Source organism: Paenibacillus sp. FSL P2-0136 (assembly GCF_037975325.1).
GTDB classification, from domain to species: Bacteria; Bacillota; Bacilli; order Paenibacillales; family Paenibacillaceae; genus Paenibacillus_AQ; species Paenibacillus_AQ silagei.
The window spans coordinates 7,377,738-7,404,018 of sequence record NZ_CP150244.1; the positions used below are offsets into that span (position 1 = coordinate 7,377,738).

General features: G+C 51.4%; 24 protein-coding genes, 1 tRNA gene, 2 rRNA genes and 2 riboswitches. Of the genes, 16 read left to right on the forward strand and 11 right to left on the reverse strand.

Annotated elements, in window-relative coordinates; all coding sequences use genetic code 11:
* Positions 1 to 98: 98 nt before the first annotated feature.
* The 11 genes from NYE26_RS31670 (at position 99) to NYE26_RS31720 (ending at position 11,723) form a co-directional block, all read left to right on the forward strand.
* Positions 99 to 3,027 (forward strand): 23S ribosomal RNA (locus tag NYE26_RS31670).
* Positions 3,028 to 3,172: 145 nt separating this feature from the next.
* Positions 3,173 to 3,289: ribosomal RNA gene (rrf, locus tag NYE26_RS31675) — 5S ribosomal RNA — on the forward strand.
* A 358-nt stretch (positions 3,290 to 3,647) separates the two neighbouring features.
* Positions 3,648 to 5,105 (forward strand): IMP dehydrogenase, encoded by a 1,458-nt coding sequence (gene guaB / locus NYE26_RS31680; RefSeq protein WP_339252716.1) that lies wholly within the window; start codon positions 3,648 to 3,650, stop codon positions 5,103 to 5,105.
* Positions 5,106 to 5,230: 125 nt separating this feature from the next.
* On the forward strand, positions 5,231 to 6,625 hold the full coding sequence (locus NYE26_RS31685; protein WP_036724405.1) for a D-alanyl-D-alanine carboxypeptidase family protein: 1,395 nt from the start codon (positions 5,231 to 5,233) through the stop codon (positions 6,623 to 6,625).
* A 120-nt stretch (positions 6,626 to 6,745) separates the two neighbouring features.
* Complete coding sequence (gene pdxS / locus NYE26_RS31690) at positions 6,746 to 7,627, forward strand: pyridoxal 5'-phosphate synthase lyase subunit PdxS (RefSeq protein ID WP_036724406.1); 882 nt, start codon at positions 6,746 to 6,748, stop codon at positions 7,625 to 7,627.
* Between the two features lie 18 nt (positions 7,628 to 7,645).
* Positions 7,646 to 8,230 carry a pyridoxal 5'-phosphate synthase glutaminase subunit PdxT gene (gene pdxT, locus NYE26_RS31695; RefSeq protein ID WP_036724408.1) on the forward strand — a complete coding sequence of 195 codons (585 nt, stop codon included), beginning with the start codon at positions 7,646 to 7,648 and terminating at the stop codon, positions 8,228 to 8,230.
* Positions 8,231 to 8,320: 90 nt separating this feature from the next.
* Positions 8,321 to 9,610: a serine--tRNA ligase gene (gene serS, locus NYE26_RS31700; RefSeq protein WP_209879529.1), complete on the forward strand. Its 1,290-nt coding sequence runs from the start codon at positions 8,321 to 8,323 to the stop codon at positions 9,608 to 9,610.
* Between the two features lie 65 nt (positions 9,611 to 9,675).
* Positions 9,676 to 9,764 (forward strand) — tRNA-Ser (locus NYE26_RS31705).
* Positions 9,765 to 10,017: 253 nt separating this feature from the next.
* Entirely contained in the window at positions 10,018 to 10,359 is a 342-nt protein-coding gene (locus tag NYE26_RS31710) for a hypothetical protein (protein WP_036724411.1), read from the forward strand.
* A gap of 12 nt (positions 10,360 to 10,371) precedes the next feature.
* Entirely contained in the window at positions 10,372 to 10,524 is a 153-nt protein-coding gene (locus NYE26_RS31715) for a small acid-soluble spore protein P (RefSeq protein ID WP_036698929.1), read from the forward strand.
* 104 nt (positions 10,525 to 10,628) lie between these two features.
* On the forward strand, positions 10,629 to 11,723 hold the full coding sequence (locus NYE26_RS31720; RefSeq protein ID WP_339252720.1) for a DUF6612 family protein: 1,095 nt from the start codon (positions 10,629 to 10,631) through the stop codon (positions 11,721 to 11,723).
* Positions 11,724 to 11,797: 74 nt separating this feature from the next.
* On the opposite strand, the gene NYE26_RS31725 is transcribed toward NYE26_RS31720, so the two are convergent.
* Positions 11,798 to 12,373: a GNAT family protein gene (locus NYE26_RS31725; RefSeq protein WP_339252722.1), complete on the reverse strand. Its 576-nt coding sequence runs from the start codon at positions 12,371 to 12,373 to the stop codon at positions 11,798 to 11,800.
* A gap of 44 nt (positions 12,374 to 12,417) precedes the next feature.
* Positions 12,418 to 12,921, reverse strand: a complete 504-nt coding sequence (gene tadA, locus NYE26_RS31730; RefSeq protein WP_268748444.1) for a tRNA adenosine(34) deaminase TadA — start codon at positions 12,919 to 12,921, stop codon at positions 12,418 to 12,420.
* Positions 12,922 to 13,284: 363 nt separating this feature from the next.
* Here tadA and NYE26_RS31735 point away from each other — a divergent pair, with 363 nt between their 5' ends.
* Both NYE26_RS31735 and NYE26_RS31740 read left to right on the forward strand, forming a co-directional pair.
* Positions 13,285 to 15,558 (forward strand): ATP-binding protein, encoded by a 2,274-nt coding sequence (locus tag NYE26_RS31735; RefSeq protein WP_245368690.1) that lies wholly within the window; start codon positions 13,285 to 13,287, stop codon positions 15,556 to 15,558.
* Entirely contained in the window at positions 15,545 to 16,246 is a 702-nt protein-coding gene (locus tag NYE26_RS31740; protein ID WP_339252725.1) for a pseudouridine synthase, read from the forward strand. Before NYE26_RS31735 ends, NYE26_RS31740 begins: the two co-directional genes overlap by 14 nt.
* A gap of 87 nt (positions 16,247 to 16,333) precedes the next feature.
* Here NYE26_RS31740 and motB read toward each other — a convergent pair whose 3' ends face one another.
* Both motB and motA read right to left on the reverse strand, forming a co-directional pair.
* Positions 16,334 to 17,155, reverse strand: a complete 822-nt coding sequence (gene motB / locus NYE26_RS31745; RefSeq protein WP_339252727.1) for a flagellar motor protein MotB — start codon at positions 17,153 to 17,155, stop codon at positions 16,334 to 16,336.
* A complete protein-coding gene (motA, locus tag NYE26_RS31750; RefSeq protein ID WP_036724422.1) occupies positions 17,139 to 17,939 on the reverse strand; it encodes a flagellar motor stator protein MotA in 801 nt (266 codons plus the stop codon). Before motA ends, motB begins: the two co-directional genes overlap by 17 nt.
* 203 nt (positions 17,940 to 18,142) lie before the next feature.
* Between motA and NYE26_RS31755 the strand changes: the two genes are divergently transcribed.
* Both NYE26_RS31755 and NYE26_RS31760 read left to right on the forward strand, forming a co-directional pair.
* Entirely contained in the window at positions 18,143 to 18,436 is a 294-nt protein-coding gene (locus NYE26_RS31755) for a hypothetical protein (RefSeq protein WP_339252729.1), read from the forward strand.
* 211 nt (positions 18,437 to 18,647) lie between these two features.
* Positions 18,648 to 18,923: a 4a-hydroxytetrahydrobiopterin dehydratase gene (locus NYE26_RS31760; protein WP_036724424.1), complete on the forward strand. Its 276-nt coding sequence runs from the start codon at positions 18,648 to 18,650 to the stop codon at positions 18,921 to 18,923.
* A 131-nt stretch (positions 18,924 to 19,054) separates the two neighbouring features.
* On the opposite strand, the gene NYE26_RS31765 is transcribed toward NYE26_RS31760, so the two are convergent.
* The 6 genes from NYE26_RS31765 to NYE26_RS31790 all read right to left on the reverse strand — a co-directional run bounded on the left by NYE26_RS31765 (position 19,055) and on the right by NYE26_RS31790 (position 24,992).
* Complete coding sequence (locus tag NYE26_RS31765; protein ID WP_036724468.1) at positions 19,055 to 19,411, reverse strand: cytochrome c; 357 nt, start codon at positions 19,409 to 19,411, stop codon at positions 19,055 to 19,057.
* Positions 19,412 to 19,538: 127 nt separating this feature from the next.
* Positions 19,539 to 20,024: a GNAT family N-acetyltransferase gene (locus tag NYE26_RS31770; protein WP_339252732.1), complete on the reverse strand. Its 486-nt coding sequence runs from the start codon at positions 20,022 to 20,024 to the stop codon at positions 19,539 to 19,541.
* A 246-nt stretch (positions 20,025 to 20,270) separates the two neighbouring features.
* Complete coding sequence (locus tag NYE26_RS31775; RefSeq protein ID WP_209879512.1) at positions 20,271 to 20,762, reverse strand: C40 family peptidase; 492 nt, start codon at positions 20,760 to 20,762, stop codon at positions 20,271 to 20,273.
* A 4-nt stretch (positions 20,763 to 20,766) separates the two neighbouring features.
* A riboswitch (cyclic di-AMP (ydaO/yuaA leader) is annotated at positions 20,767 to 20,909 on the reverse strand.
* A gap of 388 nt (positions 20,910 to 21,297) precedes the next feature.
* Positions 21,298 to 21,726 (reverse strand): C40 family peptidase, encoded by a 429-nt coding sequence (locus NYE26_RS31780; protein ID WP_051477954.1) that lies wholly within the window; start codon positions 21,724 to 21,726, stop codon positions 21,298 to 21,300.
* Between the two features lie 57 nt (positions 21,727 to 21,783).
* Positions 21,784 to 21,922, reverse strand: a riboswitch (cyclic di-AMP (ydaO/yuaA leader).
* 211 nt (positions 21,923 to 22,133) lie between these two features.
* Positions 22,134 to 22,967: a hypothetical protein gene (locus tag NYE26_RS31785; RefSeq protein WP_339252734.1), complete on the reverse strand. Its 834-nt coding sequence runs from the start codon at positions 22,965 to 22,967 to the stop codon at positions 22,134 to 22,136.
* A gap of 9 nt (positions 22,968 to 22,976) precedes the next feature.
* Positions 22,977 to 24,992: a M1 family aminopeptidase gene (locus NYE26_RS31790; RefSeq protein WP_339252736.1), complete on the reverse strand. Its 2,016-nt coding sequence runs from the start codon at positions 24,990 to 24,992 to the stop codon at positions 22,977 to 22,979.
* 104 nt (positions 24,993 to 25,096) lie between these two features.
* Here NYE26_RS31790 and NYE26_RS31795 point away from each other — a divergent pair, with 104 nt between their 5' ends.
* The gene (locus tag NYE26_RS31795) at positions 25,097 to 25,603 is read left to right on the forward strand and encodes a YwhD family protein (RefSeq protein ID WP_036724431.1); all 507 of its coding nucleotides are present in this window, start codon (positions 25,097 to 25,099) and stop codon (positions 25,601 to 25,603) included.
* A gap of 94 nt (positions 25,604 to 25,697) precedes the next feature.
* Here the strand turns inward: NYE26_RS31795 and NYE26_RS31800 are convergent, their stop codons facing one another.
* A complete protein-coding gene (locus tag NYE26_RS31800) occupies positions 25,698 to 26,180 on the reverse strand; it encodes a winged helix-turn-helix transcriptional regulator (protein ID WP_036724433.1) in 483 nt (160 codons plus the stop codon).
* Positions 26,181 to 26,281: the final 101 nt, after the last annotated feature.

A 26,281-nucleotide genomic window follows, 5' to 3' on the forward strand; every position in this document is an offset into this window, starting at 1 on the left:
ACGAATTTGCGTTTTAGAACATTCCTTTAAGCTGAACTTGTGTAAACAAGTTTCATATTAATGGCGATACTAGCGATTTTCCTTAGGGAAAACACATTGGTTAAGCTACTAAGAGCACACGGAGGATGCCTAGGCGCCAGGAGCCGACGAAGGACGTGGCGAACAACGAAACTGCCTCGGGGAGCTGTAAGCAAGCTTTGATCCGGGGGTGTCCGAATGGGGAAACCCAGCTGTGGTAATTCGCAGTTACTCATTTCTGAATACATAGGAAATGCAGAGGCAGACCAGGGGAACTGAAACATCTAAGTACCCTGAGGAAGAGAAAACAATAGTGATTCCGTCAGTAGCGGCGAGCGAACGCGGAACAGCCTAAACCAAGGGGCTTGCCTCTTGGGGTTGTGGGACGTCTCACATGGAGTTACAAAGGAATTCAGTAGGCGAAGAGGTCTGGAAAGGCCCGCGATAGAGGTAAAAGCCCTGTAGCCTAAACTGTGTTCTCTCCGAGACGGATCCCGAGTAGTGCGGGGCACGTGAAACCCCGTATGAATCCAGCAGGACCATCTGCTAAGGCTAAATACTACCTGGCGACCGATAGTGAAACAGTACCGTGAGGGAAAGGTGAAAAGCACCCCGGAAGGGGAGTGAAATAGAACCTGAAACCGTGTGCTTACAAAAAGTCAGAGCCCTCTTTATGGGTGATGGCGTGCCTTTTGTAGAATGAACCGGCGAGTTACGTTTAACATGCAAGGTTAAGGTGAGAAGCCGGAGCCGCAGCGAAAGCGAGTCTGAATAGGGCGACTAAGTATGTGGACGTAGACCCGAAACCGTGTGATCTACCCCTGTCCAGGGTGAAGGTGCGGTAACACGCACTGGAGGCCCGAACCCACGCATGTTGAAAAATGCGGGGATGAGGTGGGGGTAGCGGAGAAATTCCAATCGAACTCGGAGATAGCTGGTTCTCCCCGAAATAGCTTTAGGGCTAGCCTCGGTGAATGGAGTGGTGGAGGTAGAGCACTGATTGGGTGCGGGGCCCGCAAGGGTTACCAAGCTCAGTCAAACTCCGAATGCCATTAACTTCTTGCCGGGAGTCAGACAGTGAGTGCTAAGATCCATTGTCAAAAGGGAAACAGCCCAGACCATCAGCTAAGGTCCCCAAGTGTGTGTTAAGTGGGAAAGGATGTGGAGTTGCACAGACAACCAGGATGTTGGCTTAGAAGCAGCCACCATTGAAAGAGTGCGTAATAGCTCACTGGTCGAGTGACTCTGCGCCGAAAATGTAACGGGGCTAAACACACCACCGAAGCTATGGCTAGATGCTTTGCATCTGGGGTAGGGGAGCGTTGTATGTGGGTTGAAGGTGTACCGTAAGGAGCGCTGGACAGCATACAAGTGAGAATGCCGGTATGAGTAACGAAAAGATCAGTGAGAATCTGATCCGCCGAAAGCCCAAGGTTTCCTGAGGAAGGCTCGTCCGCTCAGGGTAAGTCGGGACCTAAGGCGAGGCCGACAGGCGTAGTCGAAGGACAACAGTTTGAAATTACTGTACCACCGTAATCCGCTATGAGCGATGGGGTGACGCAGGAGGGTAGTGACGCGGACTGATGGATGTCCGTCTAAGCAGTGAGGCTGGTGTGCAGGCAAATCCGCACATCATTAAGGCTGGGCTGTGATGGGGAGCGAAAATTATAGTAGCGAAGGTCATGATCTCACACTGCCAAGAAAAGCCTCTAGTCAGGAGAAGGTGCCCGTACCGCAAACCGACACAGGTAGGCGAGAAGAGAATTCTAAGGCGCGCGGAAGAACTCTCGTTAAGGAACTCGGCAAAATGACCCCGTAACTTCGGGAGAAGGGGTGCCTCGGTAGGGTGAATAGCCCGAGGGGGCCGCAGTGAAAAGGCCCAAGCGACTGTTTAGCAAAAACACAGGTCTGTGCGAAGCCGCAAGGCGAAGTATACGGGCTGACGCCTGCCCGGTGCTGGAAGGTTAAGGGGAGCGGTTAGGGGTTAAACCCGAAGCTGTGAACCGAAGCCCCAGTAAACGGCGGCCGTAACTATAACGGTCCTAAGGTAGCGAAATTCCTTGTCAGGTAAATTCTGACCCGCACGAATGGCGTAACGACTTGGGCGCTGTCTCAACGAGAGATCCGGTGAAATTTTAATACCTGTGAAGATGCAGGTTACCCGCGACAAGACGGAAAGACCCCATGGAGCTTTACTGCAGCTTGATATTGAATTTGGGTACGATCTGTACAGGATAGGTGGGAGCCGGTGAGGCAGGAGCGCAAGCTTCTGCGGAGGCGCCGTTGGGATACCACCCTGATCGTATCTAGGTTCTAACCTAGTGCCCTCATCGGGTACGGGGACCGTGTCAGGCGGGCAGTTTGACTGGGGCGGTCGCCTCCTAAAGAGTAACGGAGGCGTTCAAAGGTTCCCTCAGAATGGTTGGAAATCATTCGCAGAGTGCAAAGGCATAAGGGAGCTTGACTGCGAGACCTACAAGTCGAGCAGGGACGAAAGTCGGACTTAGTGATCCGGTGGTACCGCATGGAAGGGCCATCGCTCAACGGATAAAAGCTACCCTGGGGATAACAGGCTTATCTCCCCCAAGAGTCCACATCGACGGGGAGGTTTGGCACCTCGATGTCGGCTCATCGCATCCTGGGGCTGAAGTAGGTCCCAAGGGTTGGGCTGTTCGCCCATTAAAGCGGTACGCGAGCTGGGTTCAGAACGTCGTGAGACAGTTCGGTCCCTATCTGTCGTGGGCGCAGGAAATTTGAGAGGAGCTGTCCTTAGTACGAGAGGACCGGGATGGACGTACCGCTGGTGCATCAGTTGTTCCGCCAGGAGCATGGCTGAGTAGCTACGTACGGACGGGATAAGCGCTGAAAGCATCTAAGCGTGAAGCCCCCCTCAAGATGAGATTTCCCAGTATGTAAGACCCCTTGAAGACGACGAGGTAGATAGGTTGGAGGTGGAAGTGCAGCAATGCATGGAGCTGACCAATACTAATCGGTCGAGGGCTTATCCAAGAACTACCCCAAAAAGTGAAGATGAAGCTGACGAAGCGGATTCCGAATACTTTCCGGGGGCCCCGTAAGAAGGGCGAGCGCAAATTCGTTTCGGATTCAGTTTTCAGGAATCAATTTCCTGAAGCATTTACGCTGTAAATGCCCGTTTGGTGGCGATAGCGGAGGGGTTCCACACGTACCCATCCCGAACACGACCGTTAAGCCCTCCAGCGCCGATGGTACTTGGACCGAAGGGTCCTGGGAGAGTAGGACGTTGCCAAGCACACATGACCACTGTTGAGAAATCAACAGTGGTCTTTTTGTATATCCGGTGGTGCAGCCGAAATTTGTTCTATTGTCCACTGGAGACGGACTTTAGTCCAAGAATTCGCTTACCGGAGGGCGGATTGCCTAATCCCTTCACAGAGCGGTGTAATATTCTTGACAGGCCAAATGCCCTTTGCTAAGATGGACAATAATATATTTTTGGACAAGCCTCTCAAACCTTAACAAAAGACACAATTATGTATAACTCCCAGGCCTCTACTGCTGTCTATCGGGTATGGACTTGACGCAGGAGTTTCTTTATTCATAAGTTGGCGGGCGGGTAGAGAAAAGAATTTAGAGGAGGAATGACCCAGGTGTGGGAAGATAAGTTTGGTAAAGAGGGATTCACTTTTGATGATGTGCTGCTGGTTCCGCGTAAATCCGAGGTATTGCCTAAGGAAGTGGACTTAACCACTGTACTCAGCAAGAATGTGAAGCTGAATATCCCTTTGATGAGTGCAGGTATGGACACAGTCACAGAAGCCGCTATGGCGATTGCTATCGCCCGTGAGGGCGGGATCGGCATCATTCATAAGAATATGTCCGTGGAGCAGCAGGCAGAAGAGGTGGACCGTGTGAAGCGCTCAGAGAGCGGGGTTATTACCAATCCATTCTCACTTACGCCGGACCACTGGGTATCCGATGCTGAAGTTCTGATGGGCAAATACCGCATTTCGGGTGTGCCTATCGTAGATGAACAGGGCAAGCTTGTCGGTATTCTGACGAACCGCGACCTGCGTTTCATCCATGATTTCAATATTCAGATCAAAGAAGTGATGACTCATGAGAATCTCGTTACAGCTGCTGTAGGAACCACTCTTCAGGAAGCGAAAGGCATTCTGCAGCGCCACAAGATTGAGAAGCTGCCGCTGGTAGACGAGCATAATATTCTCAAAGGTCTCATTACTATTAAAGATATAGAGAAAGCTATCCAGTTCCCCAACGGTGCCAAGGATTCTCACGGACGTCTGCTGGTTGGAGCGGCAATCGGGATCTCCAAGGACACGCTGGAACGGACTGAAGCACTGGTAAAAGCCGGTGTGGACCTGATTACCGTGGATTCCGCACATGGCCATCACATCAATATTATCGATGCAGTGCGTAAGCTCCGCGAGACTTATCCTGACCTAACCATCGTAGCTGGTAATGTGGCTACAGGCGAAGCTACCCGGGAATTGATTGAAGCAGGAGCCTCCGTAATCAAGGTGGGTATTGGTCCAGGCTCTATCTGTACTACCCGCGTAATTGCCGGTATAGGCGTTCCGCAGGTTACCGCGATCTACGATTGTGCGACAGTAGCCCGTGAATACGGCATTCCGGTGATTGCAGACGGAGGAATTAAGTACTCTGGAGAGATTACCAAGGCCATCGCTGCCGGTGCTGCTGCAGTCATGATGGGAAGCCTGTTCGCCGGTACGGAAGAGAGCCCGGGAGAGTCGGAAATCTACCAGGGACGTAAATACAAGGTATACCGCGGCATGGGCAGCATGAGCGCCATGAAGCAGGGCAGTAAAGACCGTTACTTCCAGGATGATGATAAGAAGCTGGTACCGGAAGGCATTGAGGGCCGAGTCGCTTTTAAAGGGCCATTGTCTGACACGGTTCATCAATTGATTGGCGGACTGCGCTCCGGTATGGGCTATTGCGGAACGAAGACATTAGAAGAGCTGCGCAATGATACCTCCTTCATCCGGATCACTGGAGCAGGCCTGCGTGAGAGTCATCCTCATGATGTACAGATCACCAAGGAAGCTCCGAACTATTCTCTATAAGCCGGGAAGAATCGCCTATTTTGTTGACAGGCAGGACTAATTTAGTCCTGCCTGTCTTTTTTTGCAGATACCCCTGTGTTAGAATAGAACAAGCACTGATTTGAGGATTAAAGGAGAGTTAATCATTGAAGGCCAAGAGAAAACTAAGCAGTAAGCAAATTGTGATTAAGACAGCGACAGTAGGTCTGCTTTTAAATATGTTGGCATTTCCTGCGGCTTCTGCAATGGCGGAGGCAGTAAATAAACCGGCTACAACCGAGGCGGGAACCAAAGCGGCGGCTACCCCTGCCAAGACAGCAGTAGCCAAAATCCCAACCGTGGAGTCTCTCGGACTGAAGCTGAAATCGGCAGTATTGATTGAGCCTACAACGGGTGAGGTTCTGCTCTCGCTTAATGCGGATCAGCCTATGCCTCCGGCGAGTATGACGAAGATGATGACAGAATACCTTGTAACTGAAGCGGTGAATAGCGGCAAGATTTCCTGGGATCAAAAGGTCATTATACAGGAGAATGCGTCCAAGCAGATCGGGTCTCGGATTTTTCTGGCTGCGGGCGATGAACATACGGTTAAAGAACTCTACATAGCGATGGCGGTAGGCTCTGCCAATGATGCTACAGTTGCTTTGGCTGAACTGGTAGCTGGCTCGGAGCAGCAGTTTGTGACCCAGATGAATGAGACCGCACAGAAGATGGGCATGAAGACGGCTTATTTCATTAATTCCACCGGTCTGGACCGGAAGGACATGCCTGCTAAATACCGGCCTGAAGAGGACCGTGAGACGGTAATGTCTGCGATGGATGCAGCGATTCTGGCCAAATATATTGTCACCGATCATCCGGAGTTTACAGATTTTACGACAATTCAATCGTATAAATTCCGCGAGCGTGATTCGAAGCCGATGATTAACTACAACTGGATGCTGGAAGCCAACAAGAATATCCCCAATTTCAAGGCATACGCTTATCCGGGCCTGGACGGACTGAAGACAGGACATACCACTAATGCCGGTAATTGCTTCACGGGTACTGCGGTGCGTGACGGCATGCGTCTAATCAGCGTAGTTATGGGAGCGGACTCTGAGGCCCACCGTTTCACCGAAACGAAGAAGGTGCTGGATTTTGGCTTCAATAATTTCGAGATTAAGCAGGTAGTTGCGCCTAAGGCCGTGATTGCCGGCACTGAGACTGTGCCTGTGCTGAAGGGCAAGAATAAAGAGGTATCCGTAGTAACGGATGCTGGTGTAACATTCATGGTCCCTAAGGGTACTGTATCGCCGCAGATCAAGACCACTGTGGTCACGAATGATCCGGCTACGCTGGTCGCACCGATTGCCGGAGCCAGCAAGGTAGGTAAGGTCACGTACTCCTATAAGATTGAAGGAATGAATCAGACGCAAGAGAAGACGGTGAACCTGATTACTGCCGAGGAAGCGGAGAAGGCGGGCTGGTTCAAGCTGCTGCTGAGAGCCATCGGTGATTTTTTCGGTGATCTGTTCAAAGGAATTAAAAATCTGTTCTAACCTTAACAGGTGCACAGGTACTAGCTTCACGACAAAATCCCAGTAAATAGGTTGTATATATTACAGCTTTGCGGTAAAATAACATGTTAGATTAGGTTAGATCTAACGGGAGGCGTAGATATGGAAACAGGAACATCGCGAGTCAAAAGAGGCATGGCAGAAATGCAAAAGGGCGGCGTCATTATGGACGTCATGAATGCAGAGCAGGCGAAAATTGCCGAGGCCGCAGGCGCAGTAGCCGTAATGGCCCTGGAGCGTGTACCTTCTGATATCCGCGCTGCGGGTGGTGTCGCACGTATGGCCGATCCTACTATTGTAGAAGAGGTTATTAAGGTAGTGAGTATCCCTGTAATGGCCAAAGCGCGGATCGGTCACTATGTGGAAGCCAAGGTTCTCGAATCTCTGGGTGTAGACTATCTCGATGAGAGTGAAGTGCTAACTCCTGCCGATGAAGTGTTCCATATCAACAAACGCGAATTCACGGTTCCTTTTGTATGCGGAGCCAAGGATCTTGGGGAAGCGCTGCGCCGGATTAGCGAAGGGGCCTCCATGATCCGCACCAAGGGTGAGCCGGGAACCGGCAACATCGTGGAGGCTGTCCGCCATATGCGCCATATCAACAGCCAGATCCGCAAGGTGACCGGCCTCTCGCTTGATGAGCTATATCATGAAGCTAAGACGCTGGGTGTTCCGTATGAGCTGCTGCTGGAGGTTCACGAGCTGGGCAAGCTGCCTGTCGTTAATTTCGCTGCCGGTGGTGTAGCTACGCCTGCCGATGCCGCGCTCATGATGCATCTGGGTGCTGATGGGGTGTTTGTCGGCTCCGGGATTTTCAAATCGGACAATCCTGAGAAGTTCGCCCGTGCCATCGTCGAAGCGACAACCCACTTCACGGACTACAAGCTGATTGCTGAAGTATCCAAGAATCTGGGCGCTCCGATGAAGGGGATTGATATCGCCACGTTGTCCCCGGCTGAACGCATGTCGGAACGCGGCCGATAATAGAGAGAAGGCTTCCGGATGAGAATTGGAGTGTTAGCGCTTCAAGGCGCTGTTACAGAGCATATTGTCAGTATTGAGAAGACCGGCGCGCAGGGCCTGCCTATTAAGCGTGTAGAGGAGTTAGACGGGGTAGATGGTCTGATTATTCCCGGCGGTGAGAGTACGACGATTGGCAAATTGATGCGCAAATATGGCTTTATTGAGGCTGTTCGTGAGTTCGCGGGTCAAGGGAAGCCTATTTTCGGCACATGCGCCGGTATGATCGTGCTGGCGAAGCGGATTGCCGGAGACGAGGCCGGTCATCTGGAGCTGATGGATATTACCGTGGCCAGGAATGCCTTTGGCCGCCAGCGGGAAAGCTTTGAATGTGATCTCGAGGTTAAGGGGATTGCTGAGCCTGTGCGGGCGGTATTTATCCGCGCTCCGCTTATTGAAGAGGTGGGTCCTGATGTTGAGGTGCTTACGCTCTATAAGGATGAGATTGTAACCGCGCGCCAGGGCAATCTGCTGGCCTGCTCGTTTCACCCGGAATTGACTGATGATTACAGGCTGCATCAATATTTTGCCGACATGGTAGAGGACCGTATTGCAGCCAATCTATAGAACCGCATATAAGGACACTTTGACTCTTTCAAAGCTGCAAACAAAACAGCATTTTGAAAGAGTTTGGGCTGTTTTCAGGAGGGAAACTTTGTGTTAGATGTTAAAGTATTGCGCAGCGATTATGCAAGAGTAGAAGAGGCACTGAATAAAAGAGGAAAGTCGCTGGATTTGATTGCCGGCTTCCCGGCTTTGGATCAGCGCCGCCGTGAGCTGCTTCAGGAGACAGAAGGGCTCAAGAACCGCCGGAACACTGTATCCGGAGACGTAGCCAAGAAGAAGAAGAACAAGGAACCGGCTGATGATCTGATCGCAGAAATGCGTACGGTATCTGACCGGATTAAGGAATTAGATGATGAGGTGCGTGAGCTTGAGGTCAAAATTGACGAGCTGACGATGAGCATCCCGAATATTCCGCATGAATCGGTGCCGGTAGGTACCTCCGAGGCAGACAATGTCGAAGTGCGCCGCTGGTCAGAGCCTACAGAGCTTGGTTTCACTCCGAAATCTCACTGGGAGCTGGCGCAGCAGCTGGATATCATTGATTTTGAGGCAGCGGCGAAGGTTACGGGTTCCCGGTTTGTCTTCTATAAAGGACTGGGTGCCAGATTGGAACGTGCCCTGATCAATTTCATGATGGACCTGCACAGCGGGGAACATAACTATGAAGAGATGCTGCCGCCTTATATTGTTAATAAGGACAGCCTCTATGGAACGGGACAGCTGCCGAAATTCGAAGAGGATCTGTTCAAGCTGCGGGATACAGAGTATTATCTGATTCCTACGGCGGAAGTGCCTGTGACGAACTATTACCGTGAAGAGATTATGACAGCTGGCGATCTGCCGAAGTATCATGTGGCCTATAGCTCTTGCTTCCGCTCGGAAGCCGGTTCTGCCGGACGCGATACCCGTGGTCTAATCCGCCAGCATCAGTTCAACAAGGTGGAGCTGGTGAAGCTGGCCAGCCCGGAGAGCTCCTATGAGGAGCTGGAGAAGATGACAGCCGATGCTGAGCGCGTCCTGCAGCTTCTGGGACTGCCCTACCGCGTCCTGCTGCTCTGTACGGCAGATATGGGCTTCACCTCTGCCAAGACGTATGACCTTGAGGTGTGGCTGCCTGAGAGCGGCATGTACCGCGAGATCTCCTCATGCTCCAATACCGAGGACTTCCAGGCGCGCCGGGCCAATATCCGTTACCGCAAGGAGCCGAAGGCGAAGCCTGAATTCGTGCATACGCTGAATGGCTCTGCCCTGGCTGTAGGGCGTACGGTAGCAGCTATTCTGGAGAATTACCAGCAGGAGGACGGAAGTGTGCTGATTCCGGAATGCCTGCAGCCGTATATGCGTAATGTGAAATCCATTTCTGCAAAAACAGCTCAATAATAATAGTTGCATATTATTTGCGGGGCGTGGTATAATTCCTAATGCATGTGAAATTTCAGTGCATTGGAGAGGTACCGAAGCGGTCATAACGGGGCGGTCTTGAAAACCGTTAGGGTGCAAGCCCACATGGGTTCGAATCCCATCCTCTCCGCCATTCCTTTACATCTAAATAAGTGCAGATAGAAGCCGTTCTCTCAGGAGGACGGTTTTTTTGTTTGAAATATAAGAATTTATATTTTTCACGCTATAAATTATCCTTCTATTTCTCGCCAAAACGGTACCGTCCTTTAAAAGGACGGCAATGCCGTTTCCACTTGCCAAGGCCTCTTTTTCACAGAAGCGGTTCCAACGGGAATAAAAAGCCGTCTTTCTCCGCAATGTATTAGAGAAGGAGGCTGATAATAAAGATGGACCGACAATTGCAAGTAGATCAGCAGAGTCTGGTGTCTGCCTGGCAGGAGCGGCTGCCGGAACTGATGGAGAGTGGGGACAGCTTCAGTGTGCAGGGAGATGCGGCGAACCAGAATAGTCTGCTCATCCATTTCAATGCAGCGGGCCGGCAGGGGTATTCTCTGGATTTCCGCTGCACCTATGTGGATAGCCGCGAGGTTGCTGTAGATTTGCTTGACGCCGAACAGGCCGGGGTACACGCGGATGAGCAGCTGGATGCTGTTCAGCTTTTGGCGCAGCAGTATACGAGACAGATTCATGAGTGCGCACAGGCCCTTCAGGGCTTAACTAATCCATAGGAGGTAATCGAAGTGAGCAAACCCAAGAGCATGCCTGTACCCGGCGTACAGCAGGACAACCAGGGGCCACGCAAGGAGCATCATTCTTCAGGCCCAGCGCCGTTATCCGGATCTAAAAAGGTGAAGCAGGCCAACCATGTGGACCATAATAATCCCCAGGGTTAAACACACTTTACAATGAAATTGAAGAGAAATGTTTCTCATAATTGCCAAATGGTTTATCATTAGGGAGGGGAAAGAATTTTTTTACATGGGAGAGGAGAAAAATAATGAACAAAAAGTGGGGGTTATCCGCTGCCGCGTTACTGTTAACTGCTGCAGTAATTCTGCCGGGATGTGCAAAGAAAGAGGAGCCGAAGGAGGCTCTGACTTCAGCTGCGGCCAAAGCTTCAGCTATGACATCTTACGAAATGAAGAGTAAGGTGGTCATTAACGATCTGACGATAGACACCGGTACTAATGAGGCTGACGCTTCGACGGGTCAGATTCTAAGCATGCTTAAGAATGCAGAGCTTACGATTGATGGAGTCTATCAGGCTGAGCCGATGCAGACAGAGCTTACAACGGTTCTGAATCTGAAGGGGGATATGGCTATGTCCTTCACGGTTCCGATGGTTATGTCCGGACAGAAGCTTTACGTCAAAGTGCCTTCGATTCCGTTCCTGCCGATTCCTGAGACGATTGTCAATAAATTCGTAGAGGTGGATCTGAAGAAGCTGGCCGAAGAGCAGGGAACAGAATTCAATCCTGCGCAGATGGATGCACAGAAAGTGCAGAAGCTGTCGAATGAAGTGATGAATACGCTGCTGGGCGAGTATGATGAAGCGAAATACTTCAACAATATCAAACCTAAGGATGCCGGCCTGCCTGAAGGCGTAGATGCCAAGCAGGTGGTTCAGTTCCAGGTAACCAATGATAATGTCAAAGAGGCGCTTACGATCCTCGTGAACAACGCATTGCCTAAGATCATGGATATTCTGAGTAAGGATGAATATAAAGATCTGCTGCAGGTTGACTCCGCTGATCTGGCCAAAGCCAAGGAAGAGCTGCAATCCAGCGAAGCACGTGCCGAGTTTGATAAGAGCCTGGCTGATCTGAATAAATATCTTACCATTAATCAGTTCCACCTGAACACTGCGGTTAATAAAGATGACTATCCGGTATACCAGGATATGCTCATGGACATCAAGGTTAATGATCCTGACAAGGGTGAGAACGTTACCTTATCTATGAATGCAAGCAACCAATACAGTAAGATCAATGAGAAGCAGACCTTCAAGATCGGCATTCCGCAAGGCGATGATGTCATCACTCTGGAAGAGCTGCAGCAGCAATTCGGAGGCATGGGTACGGGTACTTATTAATACCATAGTTCCGCACGCCAAAAACCCGTATGAGCATATTGCGCTCATACGGGTTTTTGTGTGGACATATGAAGTTAAGGGGATTCCTGTCCCTCTGGCAGGAATTCCTCAGCCAGAATGGCGTAGGTGCGGTGATCCTGCCATTCGCCGTTGATCCGGATGAAGCGGCGCGCGAGTCCTTCGGCCTGGAAGCCGTTCTTCTCCAACACTCTGCGTGAACCGGTATTATGGGGCAGGATGGCAGCCTGTACCCGGTGAAGCCCCAGAGAGCGGAAGGCATACCCGAGGATCAGGTGTACGGCGGCACTGGTATAGCCTTGCCCCTGCTGCTCATGATCGATCAGATAGCCGATATCGCAGAATTGACCGACTCCCCGCACTACATTGGAGATCGTAATCTGGCCGATCAGCTCGCCGCTGAGCAGATAAATCCCGAACATATACGCGCTGTCCTGCTGCGCATCCAGGATACGCTGGTTAATCAGCTGCCGCTGGCTCTCCAGGGTGAAGTAGTCTTCACTGCGCAGGGGCTCAAATTGCTGGTGTGTGGTTCGGTTACGCAGACGGAGGCTAAGCAGCTCTTCGGCATCCGTAAGCTCCAGCAGCGAGAGATAGATCCCCTGTGCATTGTTATACAGCTTGTACGACATCTGGCATTCTCCTTATGAGCATAATATAAGTGTTAATGGGCGTTCTAGAGCTTCGCAGGCCGCTTCCGCAGCTTGCGGAAGAAGGAGGTCAGCAGCTCCGCGCATTCCTCCTGCAGCACGCCCTGGATGACCTCTGTACGGTGATTAAAGCGAGATTCCTCCAGCAGGTTCATCAAGGTCCCTGCACAGCCGGCTTTGGGGTCTGGAGTGCCATACACGGTGAGCGGCACCCTGGACTGCACCATCGCTCCTGCACACATAGGACAAGGCTCCAGGGTAACATAGAGCTGGCAATCGAGCAAACGCCAGGAGCCCAGGGCTGTACTGGCTTCCCGGATCGCTACCATCTCCGCATGGGCAGTGGAGTCAAGCGTCGTCTCACGCAGATTATATCCGCGGCCTATAATTTGGCCTTCGTGGACGACCACGGCACCAATCGGCACTTCGCCCAAGGCCTCGGCCTTGCGGGCTTCTCCTATCGCTTCTGTCATCCAATGTTCATGAATGGCCCGCTCCTCCGCCGGCAGTTCTTCAAGCCTGGTATTCAAATGCATCTTCCCTTCTTCTATGCCCATTGTACAACGAACAAATATTCGTTCTTAACAAATTGTGGACAACTCTGTGGATAACGGCCGACTTATGCACAAAATTGTGCACATCGCGATTTGGCAAAATGTTTATATGTGCATAACCTGTGGATGGTTTCTTACCTATTGTAGTGAAACTGCCCCGATAATTCAATATCTGCCAGCACCCGGCTGTGGGGAAAGGCCTTTTCAAATGGGAGGGCAAAAGGTATGATTATGTTGAATGCCCGCTAGGATTTACCAGCGGATAAGAGGTGAACAATACGCTTGTCCATAAAAACGAAATTATCAGCGATTATATTTGGCTCGGTGCTCTTAATCTTGATGCTTAATCTTTCGCTCAATCTTTATGCTGCCCGGAATAATCTGCGTAATGAGAGTGTAAGCAACATGAAGATCACTGCGAAGCAGGTTGCAGTATCGGTGGAGCAGAGCGGCTACAGCTCGAATTACGTGCAGGATAAAATTGCCCAGAACCTGCGCTTGACCGCCATTCTGGCGTCCTATGAGCTGGACCCGGATATCAGGAATATTACCAATCAACAATTGAAGGCGCTATCCACCAAGCTGGGGGTGTCGAATATCTCTCTGCTGGTGAAGACTGCGGATGATATTATCGTAGCCAAATCTTCAGATCCTGCAGAGATTGGACTTTCGACCAGAGGCATGGGTTTTTGGTATGTGGCTTTTCTGGAGCTGTTTGCAGGCCAGCGGGTATCTGTCGATCAGGGGCAATCCCTGGAGAATTTCTGGTCCGGGCCGTTTGAATATTCAACCTCCAATCCGGAGTATATTGATAAATGGGGTTATTATTATGACGGGGCACGCAATTATATCATAGATCCGTTCGTCCGGAGCACAGCGGTAAGCGATTATGTCAAAATTATGAGTCCCGATGAGATCATCCAGGAATCCAAAGCTGTAAATCCCGGAATTCTGGAGATTACGGGAATCAATCCGAAGACCTTCGGGGCCTCAAGCATGCTGCCTGATGGTACAGATCCCAAGAACACGAAGCTGCGGAACCGCCCTATTCAGTACGGAACCTATTCCTACGGCAATATTGCAGAGGACAAGGCGGCAATCCGTGAAGCATTGAACAAGGGCGAGCCGGTAACGCTGGATACGAAGGCATTGGGTAAAAGAGTGCTCAAAAGCTTCATTCCGATTGAGCGGCCGGGAGCGGCGGATTATGTGATCAGTGTAGTCATGGACTACCAGGCGATCTCCTCAGTCATCCGCGAGCAGCTGTTCAATAATATCACCACCTCGGTACTGCTGCTTATTATCTTTCTCTTGGCGAGTTATGTCCTGGCCGGTGTTGTTACACGCCCGATTCAGGATATACTGGCTAAGGTCAATGATGTGGCCAAGGGCAAGTTCGAGCCCCCGCTTAATGTATCCAGCCGCGATGAGCTTGGACAGCTGGCCCAGCGCATCAATGCGATGACCTCACATCTGCTGCAGCACACGAACCGGCTGGGGCAGACACTGGAGGAGAACCGTGCGGTTAAGGAGCATCTGGAGTCGGTCATTAACGGCACTTCGGATGCCATCCACACGGTGGATATGGAAGGGCGGATCATCAGTACGAACAGAGCGTTCGAGGATCTCTATGGATGGGGCGCTGCGGATGCTCTGGTCAAGCCCCCTTACCTGGTTCCTGCCACTGTGCAGCAGCAGGAGAGTATACGATTGCAGCAGCTTAAGGACGGGGCATCTCTGCCGCCTGTGGAGACCGTCAGGCTGAAGCGTGACGGTTCCCTGGTAGAGGTCAGCGTCAGCAGCTCGGTTATCCGGGATGAAGAGGGCCAGCCGCAGTCGGTTGTCCATGTATCTCGTGACATGACCGAGCGCAACCGGATCGAGGAGCTGCTCAGACGCTCGGAGAAGCTGACTACAGTCGGCCAGCTTGCCGCAGGCGTTGCCCATGAGATCCGTAATCCCTTGACCACCCTGCGGGGCTTCCTGCAGCTTCAGCAGGAGAAGAAGGTTCTCGTTCCGCTGCATATTGATCTGATGCTCTCGGAGCTGGACCGGATCAATATGATTGTCAGTGAGTTCCTGATTCTGGCGAAGCCGCAGGCTGTTCATTTCCAGCAAAGGGATCTGCGGCATATTGTTGGCGATGTCATCTCCCTGCTGGACAGTCAGGCCCACCTGTTCGGCATTGAATTCACCACACATTTCTCGGGAGTACCCGCCATGGTGCACTGTGAGGAGAATCAGCTGAAGCAGGTATTTATCAATGTAATCAAAAATGCGATCGAAGCGATGCCGGACGGGGGAACGATTACCGTGGAGCAGCAGGAGCAGGATGATTCAGTGGTTGTTGTGATCACGGATGAGGGCGGAGGCGTCCCTGAGGATATGCTGCCCAAGCTGGGAGAGCCGTTCTTTACGAACAAAGAGTCCGGAACCGGTCTCGGCTTGATGGTCAGCCAGCGGATCATTCAGGCCCATAAGGGCAGCCTGGAGATTAGAAGCGAGTATGGCCGGGGGGCACAGGTAATTATCAAGCTGCCTGAAGCGAAGGAGCCAGTACCTCCGGCCGTTATGAATATAGAACGGAGTGAAGACGAACATGAGAATCAATAAATTCATCAGTGAGACAGGCTATTGTTCACGCCGTGAAGCAGACAAGCTGGTCGAGGGAGGGCGGGTCACCATCAACGGGGAGCCCGCTATGCTGGGCAGCCAAGCCGAGGCCGGAGATATTGTCCTGATTGACGGCCAGCCGCTTCAGACGGGCAGCAGGATCGTGTATATCGCGCTTCATAAGCCGGTTGGCATTACCTCTACTACAGAAGCGCATATTCAAGGCAATATTGTCGATTTCATAGGGCATGAGGAGCGGATTTTCCCGATCGGGCGGCTCGATAAGGATTCAGAGGGATTGATTCTGCTGACCAATGACGGTGACATTGTTAACAAAATTTTACGCGCAGAAGGCAAGCATGAGAAGGAGTATGTGGTCACTGTAGATCGACCCGTCACGCCTTCTTTTCTGACCGGTATGTCCACCGGCGTGAGAATTCTGGGCAGTAAGACACTTCCCTGTGAAATTACGCGTATTAGTGAGCGGGTATTCCGTATCGTGCTGACTGAGGGCAAGAACCGGCAAATCCGCCGCATGTGCAGCGCCTTCGGTTATGAAGTCCGGCGGCTGCAGCGCATCCGGGTAATGAATATCCGCCTTGGCGCACTGAAGACCGGAGAATGGCGGGAGCTGTCCCAGGAAGAGAAGCAAGAGCTGGGGGCTATGCTGAACTATCAGCTGCAATAAGATTATAATGCCCATACCTATAATAAGAGCTGCTCCGATAGACCCTGGTAGGGCCGTTCGAAGCAGCTCTTATTTGTTTCCTTACTATCAGGGAGCTGTTACATTAGAGACATCCGTTGTCTCCGCAGCAGCGTCCTTATATTTACGCAGGATGGATACTTCTACCCGGCGGTTCTTGGCCCGCCCGGCAGCCGTAGCATTGCTAGCGATGGGATGATATTCGCCAGAGCCGGTCGGGCTGAACTTCGTCGGGTCCAGGTTGGGATTCAGCAGCAGAATCTTCATGAACTCAAGGGCACGATCTACACTAAGATCCCAGTTCGAGGAGTACGTGCTGTTGGAGATCGGAACATTATCGGTATGCCCCTGCACCAATACTTCATAATCAGGGAATTGCTGCAGCATCGTTGAGATCGACTTGGCCAACTGGCGGGATTCATCTTTCACTACAGCCTGTCCCGAAGCGAAGAGGGCATTGTCGCTAATCGTGATCATCAGCTGGGACTGATTCAGCTTGGTGCTAAGCAAGTCAGTCATTCCGTTGTTCTTGATGTACTGGTCGAACTGCTTCTTCAGCTTCTCCAGATCCTCCTGCTCCTTGGCACGGAGCTTGGACAGATCGGAGGTGCCGGTGTTCTTGGAGATCACGCTGTTCATTTTATCCTGCTTGCCCTGGTCCAGCTGGGTGCTGGTCGGAGAATCCGACCGGTACTCCAGGACGCCGCCGCCGCCGCTGAGCGCTGAATTGAAGGCTTCAGCCATTTGCTGGAACTTCACGGCGTCCGTAGCGCTCATGGCGTACATAACAAGGAACAGAGCAACCAGCAAGGTCATCAGGTCGGAATAGGGAAGCAGCCAGGATTCATCGGCATGCTCTTCATGTTCCTCATGCCTAGTCTTTTTGCTCACTGGAAGCCCCCTCCTTCTCGCTCAGCTTGGCACGCTCGGACGGAGTCAGGAAGACGGACAGCTTCTGGTTAATAGCTATGGTAGACACCCCGGACTGGATGGAGAGCAGACCCTCCACCATCATCAGGCGGACTTCAATCTCGCGTTTGGATATCCGCTTCAGCTTGTTGGCCATAGGGTGCCACATGACATAACCGGTGAATATCCCGAGCAGGGTTGCAATGAAGGCACCGGCAATCGCGTGGGCCAGGACGTCCATATTACTCATATCACCCAAGGCGGCAATCAGCCCGATAACAGCCCCGAGTACCCCTAGTGTAGGGGCATACATCCCGGCTTGGGAGAAGATCAAGGCTCCGGCTTTATGTCTGTCTTCAGTGGCATGAATATCTTCCATTAATACATCACGGACGAACTCCTGATCATTGCCGTCAATAATCATCCGCATGCCGTTTCGGAGGAAGTTATCTTCAATTTCATCGACATTGGACTCCAGAGCCAGCAGCCCTTCGCGGCGGGTAATGGATGCCCATTCCATGAACATGGTAATCAGTTCGGGCTTGCCGACCATCTTTTTCTTCGTAAACAGGATCTTCAACAGCTTAGGGAAATTCTTGACTTCCGACATCGGAAAGGCCATGAAGATGGAGGCAGCCGTGCCAAGAAAAATAATGACATAGGCAGCGGGGTTGTTCAAGCTTGCAAGTGGAGCATGCTTGAGTATCATCCCCCAGATTACTGCGATCAGACCAAACACCAGGCCTAGAATTGTTGAGATTTCCATTTATGCACCTCGTCCATGAGAATTAAGAAGTGATCGACTAACCGCGTAATTCGTCCTTGAACCGCGGGAGAACACTCTGTTCGTAACCAAATCACGTATATTCTTCTTTATCGACATCATTCCCTTTTTTGTGAAGTGATTTTTTCGGCTATAATAGATAAGGTAGGTTATTATTCATCAGCGAAGAAAACGGAGTGATTGATGTGGGAGTTAAGCATGGCAGGGATTACGGTGAAATTCTGGTTGAACTGACAGGAGCCGTTGGACGGATTACAGACGGGTACATTTTTTTTGAAATGGAGCCTGAAGAGTGGACGAATCTGCCGGAGGAATCGAGGCAGGAGGTCTGGGAGGCGCTTGCGGAAGACCTGTTCTACGCGCTGGGCAACGAGCCGGTCATTCAGGTGGGCAGCGGAGTTGTGATGTACGATAAAGAAACACACCGCATTAATATTCTGCTGGGCGATGAGGATCTGGCTTCGGTCGTTCTTGTATAAAGCAGGGGGAAAATGCGGCAGCGGGTTTGTCCCGGGCATCCGGCCATGTTAAAATTGGAAGTGGAGTACTAATTGCCGGGATGTCAGAATACATTTAATCAAAAATCTTTGGCCTGGCACATCCCTTGGACTTTCAGAAGCTGAGGGATGTTTTATTTGAAGGAGAAGAGCAGGCTGAAGGAACCGTTAACTTAGCAAGGGAGGAAACGAATTGCAATTAACTGAGGAACAACTGCAGGAGCAGATCGGCAAGCTTGAGGGCTGGAAGCTGGAGAGGGATAGGCTGGTGCGCAAATATATGTTCAGTGAATATATGAAGGGAATTGCCTTTGTGGATGAGGTAGCGACAATTTCGGAGGCCTTTGACCATCACCCGCATATCACCATTGATTACAAGACGGTTGTTCTGCGGCTGGCTGCAGATGTGGAGAAGCTTGATCTCCGCCAGGCGCATGAATTTAATGAGGCATTCGAGAAGACCCGCTAGAGGACAAGGCCCCTATGGAGACAACAGGAATATCTAATTAATAGAAATGCCCGTGCAAGGATCGTTCGTTATCCTCGTCACGGGCATTATACATTTAAAATGAGGAGCATGGTGTGAGTACAGGTTGCGGATTATTTCTTCTCGGCCAGCCATAGGGCTACATTCGCAATCTCTTCAGGGGCCAGCCTGTCTTTGAAGGGAGGCATCTGTCCGCGGCCCTTGGTGACTATGCTGAAGATCTGAGCTGCGTCATGCGAAGCGCCTTCCTGCTGCAGGCTGGGTCCCGCCCCGCCCTGAAGCTGGTCTCCGTGGCAGGAGATACAATTGGCCTTCACTGTGGCTTCTGCGCCCGCAGCGTCCAGCACAACCTCCGGCATGGTCGGCTTGTTCTGCTCCGCCACCTCGGATTTACCGGGTAGGGTAAACATTAAGATTACTGCAAAGGCACAGGCGGCAAAAAACAAACCGCTCATGATCCATTTCTGCATCTGCATCCGTCCCTCCATGTAAGCTGCTGTCTCCATTATAGCGGATGGTGAAGCGTTATCATAGTATGTGTGTCAAAAAAATGAACACAAATGATCCATTTTTTGCAAAACTCTCTTGTCTCCGGTGCTATTCCTCATAGACCATGCAATAAAAAGGCTTATTACCGGTCGGAGTGCGGCGTTCATAGGTATCCGTTATGGTGAACCCGCATTTCTGGTAGGCGCGGATGGCGCGCTGGTTCCAGGTCAGCACCTCCAGGTCGATCTCACATTCCGGGTAACGCGACCGTGCTGCCTGCACAATAGCCTTCATGAACAGATGTCCCATTCCATGGCCGCACAGCTCGGGCCGCATTCCGACACCAAGCCGGACTACCCCCTCCATCGGAAAGAGCTGGGCGAAGCCGCACAGATCCCCCTCTCCATTCACAACCGATACATATTGCTCACTTCGCAGCTGCGGGTCTCCGAACTCCACGCCCAGCGCCTGCATCTGCTCCCAGGACACCCAGCCGTAAATATTATACGGCGGCTTGTAGCTCCACTCACAGATCTCAGCGGCATGCTGCGGCTCCATAGGCACCACGTAAAAGGTTAGCGGGGAGCTAATCATTGGGGGAGGCCTCCTTCCAAGGGACATAGATTCATTTCTTCTATTAATTATATACAAAAACAGCCAGTTTCGACGCAATTTCCTTACGGAAATGCAGAAACTTGACAAACGGCAAAATATATTTTCCGAAAGCGCAGAATCAGTGTTTTACAAATATAGAGAGGGGTAAGTAATTTTATAGACAAAAAAAGCCCTTCCCCAAGATTTCGGCAAAAATCTCGGAAAAGAGCGTTAGGTTACAAAGGATTATTGTACATCATCGTTGTCTTGGGAATCCGAAGCTACAGTCTTGTAGGCATCTGTACTCATGATTCGCTTGGCGCCAACGTAGCGGTTGACGTAATAGCTGTCACTCAGCGAACTGATGGTTACACCACGTGAGGAAGAGGCATGGGCGAATTCGCCGTCACCAACATAAATACCAACATGGGATATGCCCTTACCGCTTGTATTGAAGAATACAAGATCGCCCGGTCTCATCTCGTCACGGGACACGGCAGAGCCCATCTGATACTGGGAGCCGGATTGATGGGGCAGGTTAATGCCGATCTTATCAAAAACATACATTGTAAATCCGGAGCAATCAAACCCGTTAGTTGATGTACCGCCGGACACGTATTTGGTTCCGATGGCTTTGTCGATCACTTTATCCATTTTGGAATCCGCGAAAGCGCTTCCTGCTCCGATGGTGAAGATAATGGACAAGCTTAGTACTGCGGCTGCTAGCTTCTTCTTCAAAAGTAAATACCCCTTCCAATGCCTACGAGGTTAGCTTAAGGGTTCGGTTGAAGGTCCCCTATGACCCCTCTTAGAATAGGAGGTCAATTCACCCAAAGTGGTTCCCCCGTTTCCCTAATTCATTAGGGAACTCGGCACGACTGTTGATTAGGATTAGCGGTTCATTCAATACATGACAAAACCTTTGTTAAAATCGATTCAATAATTACAAAAATGTTACTAAAAACTCACTGCGATAATTGTAACAAAGACTAAGGCGCTTGGCAATCACTTATAACATATTAATGCATCTTTTTTGCTGTTTTTTAGAGTTATAGCCCTTTCCAAAGACTCATATCTATGCGCAGGGGTTAATTTATATGATTATTTCTTTGTTTTTGCAAGAAAATGCTGTTTCAAGGCTGCGAATTCAGTGTAAAAGGTAGAATAAGGAAAAGGAAAAACCCGGAAATGATTACGGCAATAATCATCCCGGGCTCGTATAAGTTACATTTAGTTGTTAGAGGCTGAAATATTCGGGGTATGCTTCAAGGGTTCAATCGTAAGCGACAGCTTGGTAGGCTGTTGTGCTCATTACTCGTTTGGCGCCAACGTAGCGGTTGGCCCAGTAGGACTGGCTCATCGAACTGATGGTTACACCACGTGAACTTGAGGACTGTGCGAACTTCCCGTTTCCAACATAAATACCGACATGGGACACTCCGTTACCCAGGGTGTTGAAGAACACGAGATCACCGGAACGCAGATTGCTCTTGGATACACTTGTTCCAACTTTGAACTGTGCTTTGGAGGTACGGGGCAAGGTAAGCCCGACATTCTTGAACACATACTTGGTAAATCCGGAACAGTCGAAGCCGCTGGTGGTTGTGCCCCCGGTTTTATACGACGTTCCAATGGTTTTTGAAATCACAGTATCCATCTTAGAATCTGCGAAGGCACTGCCCGCTCCGAGTGTGAATACCATCACAAGACCCAGCGCTGCTGCGGTGCATTTTTTCTTGAAATTCTGACTAATCAAAAGATGTACTCCTTCCAGGGCCTGCGAGGTTAGCTTAAGGATTCGGTAGAAGGTTCCCCTATGACCCCTCTAAAGCGAGATCAATTCACCCAAAATATGGTTCCCCCACTTCCCGGTGCAGGGAATTCGGCGTTTTATGCACCAGAACAGTGACTTATCGGTATTGCTTAAATTGCAAGAGTTACGGAATATTTTGCTTGAAAGATTACAACTTTGTTACTACTGGTACAGCCATCATTGTATCAGAGGATTTCCCCTTTTGCAAATGCTTTTGTCCTCCGTTCAAGCAAAAAAGAGTCCTGCTCCCTGATAAGGGGCTGTGACTCTCTTTAGTATGCCGCTTCAGCAGCTTATTATTGTGGAAATGATTTACTGGACCAAAGGTGGTACTGGGCAGCGATTCCCCACATATCGAACAGCGTGGAGGGCAGCGGAGCTGCCTGGCGGAGCATAAGGGCCGGCAATCCGGGATAGAACAGAGCAGAGGCGCTGCAGAGCAGAATTACGGCCAGGCTTCCCGCCCCCAGAACGATGGATATACCGATCGAAGGCAGCAGCATCTTCAGGCAGATCAGCAGTGAGGAGAACATGCCGGTACCGGCGGTATAGCCGAATTGCATATAGAGCAGAAGCTTGCGGACAAGGAAGAGATAGAGCAGCCAGCCCAGCACATAAGGCACCAGCTTCAGCAGAAGCTGGACATCGAGAACACCGCTGAGCAGATGACGGTACATACGCGGAAGCAGCCAAGAGAGCGGCAGGAGGGTTAGCGCCCATTCGATGAGGCTGAACACCAGCACCGGCAGCCCATATTTTCTCATTCCGGGAAAAAAGAACAGTCCCCGCGCTCCGTCGCGCTCCTGGTGAAGCTCGTGCAGCAGCCCTGCACGGATAAAGGGAGTCACCAGCAGCCTTAGCACTGTCAGCGCAAGCAGCAGCCACAGCCAGTGCTGGACGGCGGGGTCGGTGCGCAGCGCGGTCTGCCCCTCGATATAATACAGCAGCCTGCCTATTCCGCTGCCGCCGGCATTCGCATCCGGGTAGCGGAGCAGGACGGGGACAACCGCGCTTTTAATGAATTTGTACAGGAAATATCCCCAGAACAGCCGGTAGATAAATAGCAGAATCAATATATAGAATTGCTCTTTCATGCTGATCCAACCGCGGGCAATTGAACTTTTCACCATTCCTTCACCTCACCAGACAAGAGTTCCGAGCAGGGTTTCAAGCAGAGTTGATGCACTAAGCGTCCAGCGGGAGAGTGTACGCGGCTCAAGCTCCGCCATTCTGAAATTATTAAGATGCCTGCTCTCCAGCAGAATGGAATGCCCCGGATCGATCTCTGCGGAGACCAGCGGCGCTTTATACGCTAACTCAAAGGAAGTAGCCTTACCCTCGCCATTCCAGTATTGCTGCACCGTGTACCCGTCTGCGAAGGTGAATTTCACGGGAACATCGGGGTACAGGCTGCCCTTGTTGCTTACATCAACCACAGCGCTATAGCGGCTCCCCCCGCCGTCACTGTTGTCCCGTCTGACGGTGAGCCTGATATCGTCGACTGCGAAGTCGGGTGCCCCCCCGCTATAGACATACCGCTCAAAATACGTCTGCCAGGATTGCTTGGTCACTTTCTCCACAACCTTCTGGAAGTCGGCGGTGGACGGATGCTGGAAGCGGTATTTGCGGGCATAGGCGGCGAGGATGGCATCCATATTCTTGGTCCCGGCGATGCGTTCGATATCCTTCAGCACCAGCTTGCCCCGGATGTATACATTGCGAGTGTAGGCGTCATCACCGGTGTATTTCCAGGTCTCCAGCTTAAGCGGCTGTGAAGAGGAGACCAGGCTGGACTGCAGAGGGAGGCTTGAGACCACACCGTATTCCTGTTCCATCAGCCGGTCTTCGGCATAAGAGGTGAAGCTCTCATCCAGCCAGGCTTCTTCGAATTCATTGCTGGCCACCAGGCCGTAGAAATATTGGTGCCCGATCTCGTGGATGATCGTGCGTTCCAGGGAGGTGCCCGGTGAAGTGTCCGTGGCGCCGAAGGCGGTAATCAGGGTCGGATACTCCATTCCTCCGGCCCCGTTGCCGGACTCCGGCGGGACAACAATCGATAAGGTGGAGTAGGGATAAGGGCCGTACCACTTGCTGAATGCCATCAGTGCAGCCTCAGCCGCCTGGAAGTAACGCTCCTGGAGATGCTTATGCAGCGGGTCCAGATAGAGCTTAATCTTCACCCCGGGCACCTGCGGCGCGGAGAAGGCCTTCTCGGAAACCACGAAATCAGGCGATGCCGCCCAGGCGAAGTCGTGGACGTCATCTGCATAGAACTGATAGATCTTGCGCCCCTTCACCACCTTGGCGTCTCTCACCGGAAACCCGGTTGCGGCGACCTTATACTCGGGCGGGACAGAAATCGATACATTGTAAATTCCAAAATCACTGTAGAACTCGGAGTTGCCGTGGTATTGATGCAGGTTCCAGCCTTCTTCCTTGAGTCCTCTTCTGCCGGCAGGCTCATAGACGCTAAGCTTCGGAAACCACTGGCCGGCCATCACGAAGTCGTCAGCGGTTCCCATCCGGGCGAAAATTTTCGGCAGCTTGACCTCGAATTTAAGCCTTACCGTAACGCTCTCGCCGCCGTTCACCGGCTGTGGCAGATGGACCTTGAGCAGTGTTCTGTCATTGACATTGCCGTCGTCCGGCTGCACATATTGGGTGCGCTGCATCAGCGAAATGCCCTCGGAGGTCCGCAAATCTGTCAGGGTAATGCTCCCGTAACCCCCAGCAGGCATGGTGTCACCGCGAAGCGTGCCCCCGGACTCCTTCATGAAGGTGGTGCCGGCGGATGAGAATGCATTGGGATACAGATGAAAGTAGAGCTCCTGGACCGGCTTTGCGCCCGGATGGGTCCAGGTCAGCGTCTCGGAGGCGACCAGGGTCTCCTTATCAGGCAGGAGCTCCACATCCATGTGATATTCAACCACGCGCTGGCTTAAAGCCTCTGTCTCCGATGTGTAGATCGTATCTGAAAGATCGGACTGCACGGGCTGCTGCCGGGGGATAATGGCGGGGGACTTGGCCTCTTTTGGAACAGAGGCAGTCCATACGGCAGGGCTATGCCCTGACAGAAACCATATTCCGCCTCCAAGCAAGGTGAGGACAGCCAGGACTGCGAAGATGAGGGTATACCTTAATGAATGTGGCTTCATACTATGATTCCTCCCGTGACAAGCATCTACGGGATGTATATGTTTGCAATCGCCGCATTATTAGCTAAAATTAAATAATTAGTGAATGGAAAGGATGTGCACATGTGGATAACGTACAACCGGAGGGCAAAAAACAAATTGCCTTGAATATTGTGAACGCCAGAGCCAAGCATAAAGGCTTCGGTGCAGGCTCGATTGATCTGAACAATGTATCGCCTGTCATTATTGATCAGGGCATCGCCGTTATTGATATAGGTGCCATGCATGCCAAGAGCAAAGTGGAGAAGGGAATTAAATTCTCTATGAACCGTGAGGATGTTCCGGCGGGAAGACAGGTATGGGTCGTATGGGTCGCCGTTGACCGTACCCCGGAGGGACAGTTCTACGGCGGAATTACCGCCTGTGAGATGTGGATTGACACCGAAGCGCGGCGCGGCTGGAAGATTCTTGCGGATCATGTCAATAAGCTGGATGCGGCCTTGAAGCGCAAGCTTATTCTGGATGGACTTGGAAGTGCTGAGCGGGCAGCGCTGAAATCCCTGCTGATGGCCCATAATGAAGAGTGGTGGGCCGCTTCGCCTGAGGAGCTGAAAGCTGCGCTATCGGAATAGAAGATCAGGTTATATGCTTCGCCCAAAAATTAAGGCTTGGCCCCAACGGGGCCAAGCCTTATCTGATGTCTAAGCAGGGATGAATGGATAACGGTTACTGCGGATCTGTTCTGCCGGGAGTGTTCAGCTTGCGCTTGAGTTGGCTGACTCTGGCTTGGCTGATGCCGAGAACCTCGGCAAGCTCCTTCTGGTTGGCATAGGGATGATCTTCGATCGCTTTCATAAGACGCAGACTCATTTCTTCGGTCTTGCTTCTCCGTCCCCCGCGGGCTGGCTCGGGATGCTCTTCTGCTGAACTAGGGGAGGCATGGATGGGTTCTGATCCGCGGTCGGGGTCACTAAGCTCCTTCAGACAGGTGTTGCAAATGAACTGATCCTTATAGTAGGTCACATGATCAAGACTTCTGCAAAAGGTGCATTCTGTGGAGGTGTACTTTCGGAGGACGATGATATCCTCATCCAGTATAAAAAATTCGATAGGATCCCCAATGTCAATATTACGTGTCATGCGGATTTCTACGGGAACCACAATTCTTCCGAGACTGTCTAAGCTTCGGATCATGCCTGTATCTTTCATCCCATGTCCCTCATTTACATCTTTATATTTTTTGTAGATATATATGATTATAGCAGTAATTGTAAGTTTAGAGAACGGGGGAAGCGTATACAAATAGGGGG